Genomic DNA, 16157 nt, shown 5'->3' with positions numbered 1-16157 from the left:
AAAAACATATATTACTACACTCAGCTGATAATTATAGGAACTGTACTCACTTGAGCACTAAAATTTTTTAATGATGGAAATATACAATAAAAAAAGAAATCATACAGATAATACTGTATGATCTCTATTTCCACTCCATCAACCCTATTTGACAAAGAGCCAAAAGTTTATATTACATCATTTGTCCTGATGCGTTTAATTTGTATCCGTCAACGACTTCATTGCGTGCGTATTGTCCATTGTCTTTTACGTAATACCAATGTCCCTTGTCGTAAATCCATTCGTTTTTGGCCATGTAACCCCATTGTTTTAGGTAATAGTCTCCTACCCATTTATTTTGAACATAAGTACCATCTGGATTAAAGTAGTGCCAGCCTGTTTCTGGACTGTATGCCCATTCATTATGAGCCATGCGACCATATTGTTTTAGGTAGTATGAGCCCTTCCAAGTATCGTGAGCATATGTTCCATCTTCTTTAATAAAGAACCAATTATCATAGTCTTTATCAAAAATCCATTCGTTTGTTGCCATATAGCCCCATTGTTTGATGTAGTAAGCACCTACCCATTTATTTTGAACGTAAGTACCGTCTGGATTAAAGTAGTGCCACCCTGTTTCTGGACTGTATGCCCATTCCTGTTTGGCCATTTGTCCCCATTGTTTTAGATAGTATGAGCCTTTCCATGTATAACGAGCATAAGTACCATCTTCATTAATAAAGAACCAATTTTCGTAGGATTTATCGTAAATCCATTGATTTTTAGCCATTTGACCATTGTCTTTTAGGTAATAAGAACCTTTCCATGTATTGGTTACATATTGACCATTTTCATCGAAGTAGTACCAATATGTTGTTTCGTCATCTTTGGCGTCTTTAGCTGTAACTTCTAACCATTTACTTGTTACTTTTTCGCCATCTATATAATAAGAGTCGCCATCCCAACCTGTTTTGTTAGTTGGTGTAACTGGTTTTTCTGGATCAGGAGTTGGGTCTACTTCGCCGCCACCGTTGTCTGATTTCACGATAAAATCTCCGGTAATTCTAGTTTGTTCACCATCTATTTTTAGAGTTACACTATATGAATCGACAAATGTAGCATTTTCTAATGTGAAGTGTCCGTTTGCATCAGTGTGAGCTTCATACACCGGTCCACGGAATTGACCATTAAAAGAACGCACTAAAATATCTGCATCAGCAATAATAAATTGTCCTGTAATTGTTTTTTCGTTCTCATTAAATACTGCATTTTTAACTAGAGTGTCCGTATCTTCCCATAATGGAATTACATCAAGCACATCCCATGGTGAAGGCATAATTTTAACATCTGCCCAAACATCTCCTACTGATCCGTCTGCATAAGTAATTGTAAATTTCACTTGTCCTGTTACTGGTTCTTTTGAATGTTCTGGTAAGACTGGAATTGTTGATTCATCAATTTCATATGAACGTTTACCTTCATAAATTTCAGTATCGCCTTCACTTAAGAGTCTGATGTGCTTTAGGTTTTCTGGTGTAATTGGTTCATAAAATACTCCTGTACCGGCGTGACCACACTCAACTATTGTATAGATTTCTGCATCAGTTTTAGATGTAACTATTGCTTTTACCTTAATTTCGTCTGTTGATTTATCAGCATAAATAACTGTTGCTTTAACTTCTCCCGATGCTTCTTTATTGCCATCAGTTAATTTTGGAATTGTTGTTTCATCTACTTCAATTGTATATTCCTTATCATAACCTTTAATACTAATTGCATCTTTAATGTCTTTTATAGTTATTTCATTTTTCTTATTAACACGTGAACTTGTTGGTTCGAAAATCTCATTATCTTTCTGTGTTGGAACTTCAATATTTTCTGGTTTGTATATCCAACCTCTCTGTCTCTCAAAACGTGAACAGCTACTTAATTGTTCCCAACGATAAAAATAGCGATTTTCTGGACGAAGCATCATTCGAGCATATTTTGATTCACCATCTTTAGTTAACTCGATTTCTGCCCCAAAACTCTTCATATTGTTGTAAACTTTAAATTTACCGTCCTTATCAACTAAGCTTCTTGTATAAACTGAAATCATCATACTTCCGCCACGTTCAGAAAATGTAATAATAGCTCCAGCATATGAAGGGTCAACTTGTCCCTCAACGTATTGTGAAGTGATTTTTGTTATTTGCCCTTCTAATTTATTATCGCTAACAACACCAATATATAAGTCTGAAAAATCAGTAGGTGTATTATAGAAATTCGTCCCTTTTACAGTTATAGGAGCTTCAAATGTTGCTGCATTATCAGTAAATTTAGGACTATCTAAATTAGAAATTGTTCCTATTTGTGCTGGATTATCACTCAATGTCCAATAACCAATTTTGATTGTATCGCCTTTTTTAATATTTAAATGATTTTCAAATTCAAATTTGTTGCCACCTTTGTAGTCATATTGATTAGTATCTTCTACATCAAAAATTGCACGTTCTCCATCTGGTGACTCAATATATAATCTTATTGTTTTTTTAGGGGCTCCATTATAATCTTCTCCATCAATAATAAAATCAGCTTCACCACAAATAAAATTCTCAGTAATAGATGTAATCGTAATACTTTGTCCTTCTTTTGTAGTTAGATTGAAATTGACATTGTTTTCGCAATCACCTTTAAGATCTTTTTGGACAATGAATTCTTTTGTATTAGATTCGTCTTCACCAATAAAGACTGTTAAAGTATCACCTTTTGAAATATTTAAACTATTCCATAATATAGCTTTATTCCCTTCATTGGTTTTGATTACTTTTCCAGTTGTTTCTTGACCATCTGCTAATTTTAATGTTACTTTTTCGCCATTTAAGTCTTTGCCAGCTGCATCTACAGTAACTGTTATGATGTCTGCTACACCATCTTTATGCCATTCTTCCCATATTTTAGGCATTAATCTAACTGATACGTCATATCCTTTAGAAGTTTTCCCTTCTAAAAGGTCATGATCTTCACCTACCTCTTCTCTTGCCTCAACCTGTTGCGCCTCTAATTGGGTCAATGTTACTAATCCCGTTGTTAGCATCACTGTACTACCAATTGTCAGCAATTTTCTTTTATAACTCATTAAAAAATCTCCTCCTTATCGATTTACTTTTTTCTTATAATAACATGCACCCCCCCGAAATCAACCGCCATTTATCCTATTTATGATTTATTTTCATTACTTTATCTTGTTTTATTGTTCATTAATTCATTACTTTTCTCCTTTTTTTATCTTTATTCCTGAAAAATCAATATTTTATGTAAGCGTTTGATTTATTTTTGCGTAAAAAAAAGACAACCAACATTGCTGCTGATTGTCTTCGTGATTTTACTTTATTCATAATTTAATCCATCTAATTGTTCTACTTGTTCTCTTTTCACATAAATAACCGCTAATATATCTATTCTTTTTTCAGGTTGGATAATCACATAATAAATGTAATAATTCTTAATTCTCATTTTTCTAATGCCATAATCTGAGTATGGTGATTCATTAATAATTTTATATCTTTCTGGCATAGTTGTAAGTGAATCCATTCCGTTACGTAATTGTCTAATAATATTTTTAGCAGTTTTAGGTGCTTTTAATGTATTAACGATATATTTTTTTATACTTACAAGTTGTTCTTTTGCTTGCCTTGTAATTTTTATTTCATATCTATCCATTACAAATCGTTCTCTAACTCATCAAAAACTTCATCAATTGTAAAGGAGTCATTCGCCTTAGCTTGTACCAAACCCGTCATTAAGATTTGATTCAATTCATCTTTTGTCAACATATCATGTGCTACGGGTTCTTTTGGAATTGTTAGCGAAAAAGGAATTCCGTTATTCATAATAATTTGTCGATAAAACATATCAATTGCAACTGAACGCGGAAGTCCGATTTGCTGTAAAATAGCTTCAGCTTGTTCTTTAATTCCCTCTTCTATTCTGCAACTAATGCTAGCTGTTTTAGATCCTGCCATCTCATTACGCCCCTTCGTCTTATTTCTTTTAGCATACACCATTGTCATGCAAATCGCAATACATCCGCACTCGAAATTCTACATAAAAAGACAGCCAGAGCATACACTCCAACTGTCTAAAAAGTAGATATTACATCATTTGTCCTGATGCGTTTAATTTGTATCCGTCAACGACTTCATTACGTGCGTATTGTCCATTGTCTTTTACATAATACCAATGTCCCTTGTCGTAAATCCATTCGTTTTTAGCCATTTCTCCATTTGCTTTTAGGTAGTAATCTCCTACCCAAGTATCGTGTAAATAATGTCCATTGCCATCGACTTTGAACCAATTGCTATAGTTCTTATCGTAAATCCATTCATTATGAGCCATGTAGCCCCAATCTTTTAAGTAGTATGCGCCTACCCATTGATTATGAGCGTATGTTCCGTCTTCGTTAATAAAGTGCCAGCCGGTTGTTTGGTTATAGACCCATTCGTTATGAGCCATGTGTCCATATTGTTTTAGGTAGTATGATCCGACCCATTCATTATGTGCGTAAGTGCCGTCTGAATGAATGTAGAACCAATCTCCTTCGACTTTCATCCATTCGCCTTGTGCCATACCGCCCCAATCTTTAAAGAGATAGTATGTGCCGTTGATAACTTCCCAACCACGTGCCATTTGACCATTTTCTTTTAGGTAGTACCAATTGTTACCATCTTTTAACCAGCCAGTTTGCATTTTGGCTTGTTCATTGAAGAAATACCAATTTTTGCCGTCTTTTAGCCAGCCGATTGCTTTTTGTCCATTTTCTTTGTAGTAACACCATTTGTCATTTTCTTTAATCCAACCTCTTTGTTTGCTTGGTTGTTCAGGTGTTGGTGTTGGGTTGCTATTTGTATCGGGCGTTGTTGTATCGTCTTTACCGTTTGTACCTGGTGTTACTGTATCATCTCCGCTATCGGTATCTGGTGTTACTGTATCAGTTCCGCTATCAGGTTTTGGTGCTACATCACCATTATCTGTTTGTTTGCTGTTGGCTAAGTCTTTTGCTTTTTGTACAATCGCAGCTAAGTTATCGCCAACTGTTGCTTTTTGTAGTTCTTCGATGAAGGTTTGTTGTTCATCAGTTGTTAAGTCTGTTAAAGCTTTAACTTCTTTAACGGCTTCCACCACTTTTTTCGTGTGTTCAGCTTGTTTTTGTTCTGCCACATGTTTATTTGATAATTCTTGTGCTTCATAAATAAACTGATTGGTGTCACAACCGATTTCACAATTGATTAATTCGTTAATAAAGTTGGTACGTTCTTCATCAGTTAAGCCGGGCATTTGTTCAATTTGTGCTTGGGCTTGTTTGATATTTGCTTCGTGAGCGGCCATATGTTTATCTGATAATTCTTGTGCTTTGTAAATAAACTGATTAGTGTCGCAACCAATTTCACAATGTACTAATTGATTAATGAAGTTTGTACGTTCTTCATCAGTTAAGCCTGGCATTTTTTCAATTTGTGCTTGAGCTTGTTTAATATTTTTTTCATGTTCAGCTTTTTCAGCTTGAGTCGTTAAATTTTCAGAAGCTTTTTTCTTAGCTTTTTGAACAATTGCCGTTAAGTCACCACCAATTTGGGTTGCATTTAAATCAGCAATAAAACCTTGGCGTTCTTCATCGGTTAATCCTTCTAAGGCTGCTACTTCTTTAAGTGCTTTTGCTAATCTGTCAGCATGTAGAGTGGCGTTTGTTGCTTGTTCTATATTGTGTTGTGCTGTCGCTTTCGCTTGATCGATAATACTTTGTAAGTCCTCACCTACTTGTGTTGCCTGTAATTGATTGATAAAGGCTTGTTTTTCAGTAGTGCTTAAGCCTTCTAGACCTTCCACTTCTTTAATAGCTGCAGCAACTTTTTTAGTATGTTCTGTTTGAGCAGCTTGTTCTGCCAAATGTTTATTGGCTAGTGATTGGGCTTTGGTAATCAGCGTCTCTACATCTGTGGTGCTTGTTGCATTATCCAATTGAGTATTGAAGTTTTCTTTTTCTTCTTCTGTTAAGCCAACCATTGCCTGAATTTGTTTTTTGGCTTCAATAACTTTTTTTGCATATTCTTCATTCGGGTTGATCACTTCTTCTTGTAAGATGCGTTCAACTTCTTTAGTAATTACTTCTTTTTTAGCTAATAGTTCATCTTTTGTTAAACCGCGATTTAAAGCTAAGTTTAATTGTTCGATTTGTTCAGTTAACTGCTCTTGTTTCACAGCTGGTTGTCCTGCTTTTTGTGTTTCAATTTCTTTTAGATAGTTTTTAACTTCACGAGCTACTGCATCATAAGCCGCTTGTTCTGCTTTGATTGCTTTATCTTCTTCGTCTTTTGCTAAAATTTTAGCAATTTCTTTTTCAACACGGTCTGCTTTTTGTTTTAAATCGTTTAAGACAACATTTTCTAAATATTTTGCATCTGCTTTGATGTCATTGAAAGCTTCTAAGTTCTCTGGTTCTAAGCTATCTTCATCAACGCTTGCAACAGCTTGATGGATGCGGTCGATATATGGTTGTTTGGCTCTTAAATCTTCTTCCACTTTTTGATTATTTTCTGTTTTAGCTTCTTCAACCACTTGCGTTACTGCTGCTTTTGTTGTTGCTTGTTCTAATTTTTTGTTGATAGCTGTTAGTTCTTCTTGCGTTAAGTTTGATAAACCGGCAACTTCGACAATAGCAGCGTTGATAGCATCTTGTAATGTATCATATTCATCAAGGTCTTCTTTAGTAGCTGTTTTCATTTGATTAATTTTGTTTTTTAAATTCGTTAAATGCTGTTCTAGAGTCGTATCAGCAAATGGATTGATAACTGCTTTTACGTCTGTATCTACTGTTTCTAAATGTGCTAATGCATCTAAAACAACTTGTTCATCACGTAAACGAACATTACCAAACCTAATCGCCTTAATTGGTGCAAAATAACTTTCTTCATAGCGGACTTTATCAGTAAATGCACTATTATCTTTAATGATTTTCGCTAATTCTTTATCCAATTGATTCACTTTTTCCATTGAAACTGGTGTTAAGTCATTAGCTTTAGTTACTAATTCGCTAATTGCTGGTGTGTATTTTCCATAAACTAACTTCTCTTGCTCTTTAATTTTTTCTTTTAGTTTTGTTAGTCGTTCACCAGCAGCAGTTGGATTTAATTTGGCATCAATGGCATTTAATTGGTCACGCTCACTGATTAATAAGCTTTGAGATTGGTCATTCAAACGTCTAAACTGATCCTTAGCCTTATTAAACATATCACGGTCACTTTCAGAAATCTCATCAATTTTTTTAGCTAATAATGTGTTAAAACGTTCTTTAAACTGATTTGCTCTAAACTGATTATCATTATCTACAAAAATCATTCGGTTTAATGTTGATTTTTTGACTGCTAAATCTAATATAGCTTTACGGTAGGTATCAGTCGTTGCTACTTTACTTTCTAACACTTCACGAGCAGCTGATAATTCTTCGCTCCATAAAGCTTTCACTTTTGGATTATCAGTAAATAATTCATTTGAGTTGGCAATGACTGTTGCTAATTCCTGTTTAGCTTTTATGCTGTCAAGTTCTGCAATTTTAACTTTTAACTCATCTAAATGTGTTACTTCTGTTGTTAATTGAGCTTTTGCATTGGTTGATAATAATTGGTAATTCTTTTCTGCTTCCGTTACTAAAGCAAGATATTCCGCAAAGTTATCAATTGTCACATCATTAACTGGCATTGTTAGAACTTTTTGATGACTTGCTTTAAAGTTACGCACTTCTTCATCAAAACGTTCTTCACTATTATCTAAATAGTCAATTAACTCCTTCAAATGTGCCCGCTCAGCTAATAAATTCATTTGTGCAGCAGTATTTAAAGCAAATGTATTGTAATAAGCTTCATTTAACTCATGATAATCTGATAGTTGCACCGTTTCTTTTGTTAAACCAATTACGCGACTATATTTTGTTTGGAGACTTTCTGCATTAGTACCCGCAATAATTCTACTTTGTTTATTGATCAAATTATTTTTCACATAAGGAATACTTGCTTTATCACCAACTGATAATTGTTCGAAATCTTTTAATGCCTTTACTATCACCGCATTATCCGTAACTGTTAGACTGCTGTTTGCTTTTAATAGAACGGTTTGGTACTTAGCTAGGAATTCTTTTACAGCAGGACTATCATTATTAACTACAGATTCACTCTTTGCTAGAATAATGTCATCACGAATACTTGATAATTGGTTTTGTAAGTTAACAACTACTTGATAATCTATCGCATTTTTAGTAGATTCTTCTTCAATTTTTGCTAATAATGCAGTAATTTTCGCTTGTACTTTTTCATTAGCTGTTCTTTCTTTCAGGCTAGTTGCTTCAACTTTTAATTGCGCTAAGTGTTTATTAATAATATGAGCAGTTTTTTGGTTTGCAGTTGCTTTTAAATCTTGTTCTGCTTGAGTAGCTTCTGCTTCCGGAATTTCAAAGCCAATTTCTACTGCTACACCGAAGTCATTCACTCCTTTATTAATTTCAAAGCGAATATATTGGCTATGGTTTTCTGGTAGATCTATCACACGAACTTCTTTACGGTCTTGATTTGTATAAGTGAAGTTCCCAGTCTTCAATGGGGTAAATGTCTGACCATCTTGGCTAGTATAAATAGTATAGTTTAAGACATTCCCATTAGTACCACTATCTTGACGAGGTGTATAATAAATCTTTCTAACAGAATAAGCTTGATTAAATTTAAAGGTCAAATGCGGTTTGTGATCACCACGATTATAGACAGTATGCCACATTGTTGATAAGTCTCCATCAATTGCATTCAAAGCTTTTAAGTCCGAATCATTTTGCTGAGAAGTCCAATCAGTTAATGTAATATTATCACGTTTAATTCGATTGTAGATTGTTTCATTTGGAGTGAAATGTAATGTTTTAGCATCACCACCAATATTAGTACCAGCTTTTTTATACCGTACTAAGACTGTCTTCTTACCACTTAAGTCTGCAGGTATATCACTTGCCAGATAATTTTTGCCACCATCTAATGAATATTCCATCTCACTTGTTATGCCAATAATCCGATTACCATCATCATCAGACTTCACACTTTCAGGAAGAACTTTTGAACTAAATGGCAATTTAATCACTTTATCCGTTCCCCGTAAACGTAATAAAATCCCATTTTGAACAGTAATCTTATTAACATCTTGATTCAATAATAATTGATCATCTTCGGTAATTGGAATATAACTTACACCGCCATCTAATGAATATTCAGTATCCATTTTTGCTCCCATTAAACGATTTGCATTTTCTCCATCAAAGCTAAATTCGCCTAAAATTGTACGGAATTTATGCGCTTGTTGTTGGAATTCTTCTTCTTGGAAGACGTCTACGGCATAAGGGTTTGTCATATTATCCACCATATGATTATATTCCACTGCTAAATCAACTAATAAGATACGATTTTCTGGCTTTTCTAATTCTGGTAATAATCCCTCTAATAAATCATTCATAGGTTTAGGATAGTTTCTAAATGTTTTAACAATACGAACTGCTAAATCATGATATTCTTGAGGATTTTTCACTTCTTGCGCCTGTAACTCAGCAATTTTTTCACGATAGACTGGTACATATAATGGCACTAAATCTAATATTTTCTCTTGTAAAGCTACTCGCTGATAAGAATCACTTGTTTCTTGTAAAATTTGATAATATTCCTTAGCTAGATCATATTTTTCAATATCTTGACGAGCTTCATAATCTAATAAATTATACGTATTATTATACCCTCTTGAACCAGTCGCTAAGCTAGTTGCTGTACCACCTTGAGAACGACCCCATGAAGAAATATTATTATTGCGAGACCAATTCCCCTCATCCGTCATAAAAGTTACCGCAGCATGACCTGGTTGGCCAATCACATTTGCTGGTACACCAAATGCCCTTAAGACATTCACATCAAAAGTTGAAATCGACCCACATACTCCACCTAATTCAATTACTGTTGCTAAAGTTGGATTTTCACCATAATAGCCTGGTCGTTGCACATCATCCCCATATTTATTAAATGGATTATATGCTAAATATTTATAGACAATATTTGATAATTTACTATTCGTATCCAGTAATTCTGGGTGTTCACGTTTCACTTTTTCACGAATCCAAATAAAGTCACTATCACTCATTTGGGCACATACTGTAAAGCGCATTAAATCTACATCTAAAGTTTTGAAGATGGGGCGTAATTCACCTGGCGTATTATTTAAATCACGGAATAGTTGGTATCGAGTAACGGCATCTGATTTAGATTCAGCGTTTACCCATAAATAAATATCATCATTAGCATATTCTAGTGCCGTTGCCATCGCAATTTTTTGATTCATAGGGTCTGTTTTGGCACTTGCATCGGCTTCAACAATGCGTTTTAATTGCTTTAGGAAACCAATCTTATTATTTCCACGCGGCGCACTTGAAATATTATAATAATCAAGCATTGTTTGACTATTTAAAAACCACTCTAAAAATTCTTGATTAGATGAATCATTTAGTAAAAATGTAAATAAATTCACCTTACCGATATCTTGTATAAAATCATGTTGCGCTTGTTGTAACTGATAGCTTGCATCTGTCATCTTACCAAATTGGAATACCGGCTTTTCCATATCGAATTTAGCTGTATCGAACCCATTTAAATCCTTTTGATAAAACTTAGCATCTGCTAAAATCGAATGGTCTTGACCTTTAAATCCTAAATCATCCACCACAATTCTTAATGATTGTTTACCAGAGACTTCTACCATAATATGTTGGGTATTATTTTTATTAACTTCTCCACTCTGATAGACTAATTCATCATCTAAATAAAGTGAAAATTCAACATTACCATTTTGATGATTATCAATTCCAAGATATGTCTCAAATATATTCACATTTGCTGGAATTTGATAGATTACTTCAGCAGGAGCATGGGCAGCAATCCCTTTTTGAAAAGTAGTCGAAATCCCATCAACATTCAAGCTAATCGGTTGTCCACTAACATTAGTATCCTTTCTAAAGCTTCCATAGCCGACAGTTGCTTTTGTTGCTGTTAAGTCACTTAAATAATGTTTATTTTGAATAGATTCCTGTTGATTAGTTGCTTTATCTTCCACTGTATTGGTTTGGATAGCAGTATACTTTTTAAGTTCCCCTTGTAAATCCTTGACACTATAATCTGTTTCTTTCGCCTCAACCGTTGCTCCCATTACCAATATATTAGCTCCCAATATAAGCGCTAGTTGTTTTTTATTTGTTGTCATCTTCGTTCCCTCACTACCTTTTTCATTACTAATTTTACTCATTATTATTATCCTTAATGCAAAAGAATTTTTCTTGTTAATCACCCCGAAAATTAGATTGTTTCATTATAAATATACTCCATTAATCTCTAAAAACATACTAAATAGTTGCTGATTTACTAAATCTTTACAAAAAAAACACCCACAAAATGTGAGTGCTAAAATCATCATTATTTACGTTTACGTGTAATCATATGAATTGGTGTACCTTCAAAACCAAAAGCAGCACGAATTCTATTTTCTAAGAAACGTTCATATGAGAAGTGCATTAAATCAACATCATTTACAAATGTTACGAATGTTGGTGGTTTAACAGCAACTTGTGTCATGTAGTAAATCTTCAAGCGACGACCTTTATCAGTCGGTGTTGGGTTCATTGCAACGGCATCCATTAAGACATCATTTAATACTGATGAAGAAATACGGTTAGAACGAACTTCATTAATTGCTTTTAAGACTCCTGGGATTTTGTTTAGGCGTTGTTTAGTCTTCGCTGATACGAAAATAATTGGCGCATATGATAAGTATTGGAAATCACGACGAATATCTTCTTCAAATTCTTTATATGTTGAATTATCTTTTTCAAGAGTATCCCATTTATTCACTAAAATGACGATCCCTTTACCAGCTTCATGAGCATATCCAGCAATTTTCTTATCTTGTTCTTGAATTCCTTCTTCAGCATTCAAGACTACACAGACAATATCGCTACGTTCAATCGCTCTCATTGCTCTTAAGACACTATATTTTTCAGTTGATTCAAATACACGCCCTCTTTTACGAATTCCGGCAGTATCAATCATACGGAATTTTTGACCTTCTTCATCTTCAAAAGTTGTATCGATAGCATCACGAGTAGTTCCGGCAACATTCGATACAATCACACGCTCTTCACCAAGCATGGCATTCACTAATGATGATTTACCTACATTTGGACGACCAATAAAGCTAAATTGAATGGTGTCATCTTCTTCCTCTTCTTCTGGTTGTTCTGGGAATGCTTTAACTGCAGCATCTAGCAAATCCCCTAAACCTAAACCATGACTCCCTGAAATCGGGAATGGTTCACCAAAACCTAATGCATAAAAATCAAATACATCTGCACGTAATTCTGGATTATCAACTTTATTAACAGCTAATAAGACAGGTTTATTAGTACGGTATAATAATTTAGCAATATGTTCATCAGTTTGTGTCACACCTTCTCTTACACTTGTTAAGAAAATAATGACATCTGCTTCTTCCATAGCAATTTCAGCTTGCATACGGATATTCGACATAAATGGTTCATCAGTAATATCAATCCCGCCAGTATCAATCACATGGAAATTAGATCCTAACCATTCACCATCAGCATAAATTCTATCACGAGTTACCCCAGCGATATCTTCTACAATCGAGATACGTTCCCCTACAACACGGTTAAAAATCGTTGACTTACCAACGTTTGGACGTCCTACAATTGCGATTACAGGATTTGTCATTCAAACCCCTCCTTTTTTTCTTCTATATAATATTTAACGAAAAATTTGTATGGAAATTGATCATTCGACTAATGAAGCCTAGTCAAACGAGCTTCAAATAGCCATTTCCAAATCTCTAGTCCTTGAACTACTTTACCACAATTATCGCTTAAATTCAATTACTGGCCGATATATACGCCTTTATTTATTTTTTGGATAGATGTTCTCACTAATAAACACTAATGATGCTAACTAATACAGATGCAATCAACAAAAAAATAGCTGGCAATTCCTCTTAATAGCCAACTATCTTCGTATTCTTCTATTATCTTTATGTATTGAAATAATAATCCATAAGCCTTAGATTAGATTCCTAATGCTTCATCAGACACCAAATCAGCAAATGGATCTTCACGGTAATAGGAAGCATCTTTAAATTTTGTAATCTTACCAAACATACTCATTGGGAAACTGTGAATGCTCGTATTATATTTTTCGACACCTTCATTATAGGTAACTTTATTCACTGCAATAGTATCTTCACAACTTTTGATTTGATTTAATAATTCTTGAATGCTATCTTGAGTACGCAATTCTGGATAGTCTTTTAAAGTCATTTTGAATTGATTACTATTGCCAATTCGATTAGTAAACTTAATTCCACCTGCCCCTTGTGCTAATTTGACGGCATCTAACTTCAACTCTTTTTCATTCGCCATATATTTATCAACGACACGATTGGCTTTACTTAATAATGCATCTCCACGCTCTTCTGCAATTAAGATATTACTTTTTAATGTCTTAATTTGTTGATATTGATGATTGATTTTATTATACTTCATCCCCAGATACAATAATAAACCTGTAATAACCCCAAAGACAAATGACGCACCTGTAAATGGTTCCACAACCTCTTCATGTTCCATCGGTGTAAAACTTGAGAAGATAAATAACCATCCTATCCATCCAACAAGCGAGACTGCGAACATTTTAATCATCTCTAATAGGATACTATTTTTTTGATTTTCCATTTTTTCACTTCCTTTTTCACTAATAAGACTAACTTCCGACTTAATTATACCATAAAATGTCATACTAACGAAAAAAAAGATTAGGAACACAATATCCCTAATCTTTCTGTACGTCATTAATATGATTATTTATCGTCTGAAACTAATCCAGATAATTTATCGCCTAAACGGTCAGCTAAAGTTACAGGAGCTTCTTCTTCTAAAACTACAGGAATTACTTCTTCAACTTCTTCAACTTCAACGTCTTTTACTTCAGGTTTTGGAGCTTCTTCTAAAGCTTTGATGCTTAATGAAATACGTTGTTCTTCAGGGTTAACATCTAATACTTTAACTTTAACTTCTTGACCTTCTTTAAGAACTTCTTGAGGTGTTGCGATATGTTTGTGAGCAATTTGTGAAATGTGAACTAATCCTTCTACTCCAGGGAATACTTCAACAAATGCACCAAATGTTGTTAAACGTTTAACAACACCATCTAAAATAGCATCTTTATGTGCACGTTCTTCAATATTATCCCAAGGTTTAGCTAATGTTTCTTTAATTGATAAAGCAATACGACCAGTTTCTTTTTCTACTGATAATACTTTGGCTTGAACTTTATCACCAACAGCTAATTTTTCACTCGCATGTTTAATGTGTTCGTGAGCGATTTGTGAGATGTGAACTAATCCATCAACACCACCTAAGTTAACGAATGCGCCAAAGTTAGTTAAACGAGCAACTGTTCCTTCAACGATTTCATTTTCTTTAATTTTAGCAAATAATTCTTCTTTTTTAGCTGCTTTTTCAGCTTCAAGAATAGCTCTATGTGATAAGATTAAACGATTTTCGCTTGGTTCAATCTCAACAATTTTGAATTTTAATGTTTGGCCTTTGAATGAAGAGAAATCTTCTACAAAGTGATCTGTAACCATTGATGCTGGTACGAATCCACGTACGCCACAATCAACTACTAAACCACCACGTACAATTGCAGTAACTGGTGCTTCAATTACTTCACCTTTTTCGAATTTTTCTTGAATTTCTTCCCAAACTTTTTTAGCATCCACACGACGTTTAGATAATAAGAAGCTTCCGTTTTCTTTGTCTTTGATTTGTTTGATAACTACTAAGTCAACAACATCTCCAACTGATAAAATATCTTCAATTTTTTCGAAAGGTGTAGCTGATAATTCGTTAAATGGAATTACTCCTTCAACCCCACCATCAACGATACCGACAATCGCTTGTTTATCTTGTAACGTTAACACTTCTCCTTGTACTAAGTCTCCGATTTGGATATCCTTAACGATATCTAAAGCATCTTGCATTGTTTTTAATTCTGACATTTGACTTCCTCCTAAATGAGCAACATTTATAATAAATGTTATTAAATTTAATATATAATTTAATTCATATTCTTTTTTTATAATATCATTAAATCGCTAACATTTCTAGTCATATCCATTATCTAAGCTAAAAAAAATATTTCAAAGATCTATTTCCCTTGAAAAACAATGCCTTATTCTCAGTATCATTGTTAACGCTCTCATTAATTTCTGCTCACTTCATAAATAAATCATTCCACCATTTCTTCTAATATTCAGACCCTATTCCCCCTTCAAAACCAGTTGGGTAAGCCTAACTGTAGGGAGGCCAATACATTATTTAATTCTATTTTTTACGAATTATCGCCAACTAAACACCCATAACTTGGCTTTATTATAGTATTTTAAGCATAAAAAAACCCTTGATTTCTCAAGGGTTGATACGTCAAATTAACGACGGCGCTCAGGAATACGAGCTGCTTTACCACGTAAGTTACGTAAGTAATAAAGTTTAGCACGACGAACTTTACCGTAACGTACTACTTCGATTTGAGCTACACGTGGAGTGTGTAATGGGAATGTACGCTCCACACCAACACCATTAGAAACTTTACGTACTGTATAAGTTTCGCTGATTCCAGCACCACGACGTTTGATAACTACGCCCTCGAATAATTGAATACGTTCACGAGTTCCTTCAACAACTTTAGCATGTACACGAACTGTGTCACCAGGACGGAAAGCCGGGATGTCAGAACGTAATTGCTCTTGTGTTAAATCTTGAATTAATTTTGTCATGTTTTCTTTTCTCCTTCCAACAAATACTCATAGTGCAGCTTTTTATATCTGCCTAGCGGAATATAGTTTTCTACGAGTGGCCTTACCACTCACTTTTGATATAATATCATATTTCCACCTTAATTGTAAAGGGATTTTACTTGATAGTATGTGTCTGAAATTTAGTTAGTAAAAAAAATATAGAATTAATAAAGTTTTTTACAAGGTTAGAATAGTGCAGAAAAGGTATTTCTCAT

The 16157-nt window shown here is 34.0% G+C and carries 8 protein-coding genes; all 8 read right to left on the bottom strand.

Features of this window, described 5'->3' with window-relative positions:
• Window positions 1-172: 172 nt before the first annotated feature.
• The 8 genes from BMX09_RS08550 to rplS all read right to left on the bottom strand — a co-directional run bounded on the left by BMX09_RS08550 (window position 173) and on the right by rplS (window position 15921).
• Window positions 173-3097: an N-acetylmuramoyl-L-alanine amidase family protein gene (locus BMX09_RS08550; protein ID WP_089747697.1), complete on the bottom strand. Its 2925-nt coding sequence runs from the start codon at window positions 3095-3097 to the stop codon at window positions 173-175.
• Window positions 3098-3348: 251 nt separating this feature from the next.
• Window positions 3349-3681 carry a type II toxin-antitoxin system RelE/ParE family toxin gene (locus BMX09_RS08545; RefSeq protein WP_089747695.1) on the bottom strand — a complete coding sequence of 111 codons (333 nt, stop codon included), beginning with the start codon at window positions 3679-3681 and terminating at the stop codon, window positions 3349-3351.
• Entirely contained in the window at window positions 3681-3983 is a 303-nt protein-coding gene (locus tag BMX09_RS08540; protein ID WP_089747693.1) for a type II toxin-antitoxin system RelB/DinJ family antitoxin, read from the bottom strand. The genes BMX09_RS08545 and BMX09_RS08540 overlap by 1 nt, the downstream gene beginning before the upstream one ends.
• Window positions 3984-4113: 130 nt before the next feature.
• On the bottom strand, window positions 4114-11325 hold the full coding sequence (locus BMX09_RS08535; RefSeq protein WP_089747691.1) for an NPCBM/NEW2 domain-containing protein: 7212 nt from the start codon (window positions 11323-11325) through the stop codon (window positions 4114-4116).
• A 167-nt stretch (window positions 11326-11492) separates the two neighbouring features.
• On the bottom strand, window positions 11493-12806 hold the full coding sequence (gene der / locus BMX09_RS08530) for a ribosome biogenesis GTPase Der (RefSeq protein WP_089747689.1): 1314 nt from the start codon (window positions 12804-12806) through the stop codon (window positions 11493-11495).
• A 344-nt stretch (window positions 12807-13150) separates the two neighbouring features.
• Window positions 13151-13816: a LemA family protein gene (locus BMX09_RS08525; RefSeq protein WP_177159591.1), complete on the bottom strand. Its 666-nt coding sequence runs from the start codon at window positions 13814-13816 to the stop codon at window positions 13151-13153.
• Between the two features lie 125 nt (window positions 13817-13941).
• Window positions 13942-15144, bottom strand: a complete 1203-nt coding sequence (gene rpsA / locus BMX09_RS08520) for a 30S ribosomal protein S1 (protein WP_089747685.1) — start codon at window positions 15142-15144, stop codon at window positions 13942-13944.
• Window positions 15145-15573: 429 nt separating this feature from the next.
• On the bottom strand, window positions 15574-15921 hold the full coding sequence (gene rplS / locus BMX09_RS08515) for a 50S ribosomal protein L19 (protein WP_089747683.1): 348 nt from the start codon (window positions 15919-15921) through the stop codon (window positions 15574-15576).
• Between the last annotated feature and the right edge of the window lie 236 nt (window positions 15922-16157).

The organism is Granulicatella balaenopterae, assembly GCF_900111135.1.
GTDB classification, from domain to species: domain Bacteria; phylum Bacillota; class Bacilli; order Lactobacillales; family Aerococcaceae; genus Granulicatella; species Granulicatella balaenopterae.
Note: the sequence above shows the minus strand (reverse complement) of the source record. Positions and strands in the feature narration are given on the sequence as shown.

Excerpts from the sequence above, each read along its gene's own strand:
- BMX09_RS08550 (WP_089747697.1), bottom strand. The coding sequence starts at position 3,097 with ATGAGTTATAAAAGAAAATTGCTGACAATTGGTAGTACAGTGATGCTA.
- BMX09_RS08545 (WP_089747695.1), bottom strand. The coding sequence starts at position 3,681 with ATGGATAGATATGAAATAAAAATTACAAGGCAAGCAAAAGAACAACTT.
- BMX09_RS08540 (WP_089747693.1), bottom strand. The coding sequence starts at position 3,983 with ATGGCAGGATCTAAAACAGCTAGCATTAGTTGCAGAATAGAAGAGGGA.
- BMX09_RS08535 (WP_089747691.1), bottom strand. The coding sequence starts at position 11,325 with ATGAGTAAAATTAGTAATGAAAAAGGTAGTGAGGGAACGAAGATGACA.
- der (WP_089747689.1), bottom strand. The coding sequence starts at position 12,806 with ATGACAAATCCTGTAATCGCAATTGTAGGACGTCCAAACGTTGGTAAG.
- BMX09_RS08525 (WP_177159591.1), bottom strand. The coding sequence starts at position 13,816 with ATGGAAAATCAAAAAAATAGTATCCTATTAGAGATGATTAAAATGTTC.
- rpsA (WP_089747685.1), bottom strand. The coding sequence starts at position 15,144 with ATGTCAGAATTAAAAACAATGCAAGATGCTTTAGATATCGTTAAGGAT.
- rplS (WP_089747683.1), bottom strand. The coding sequence starts at position 15,921 with ATGACAAAATTAATTCAAGATTTAACACAAGAGCAATTACGTTCTGAC.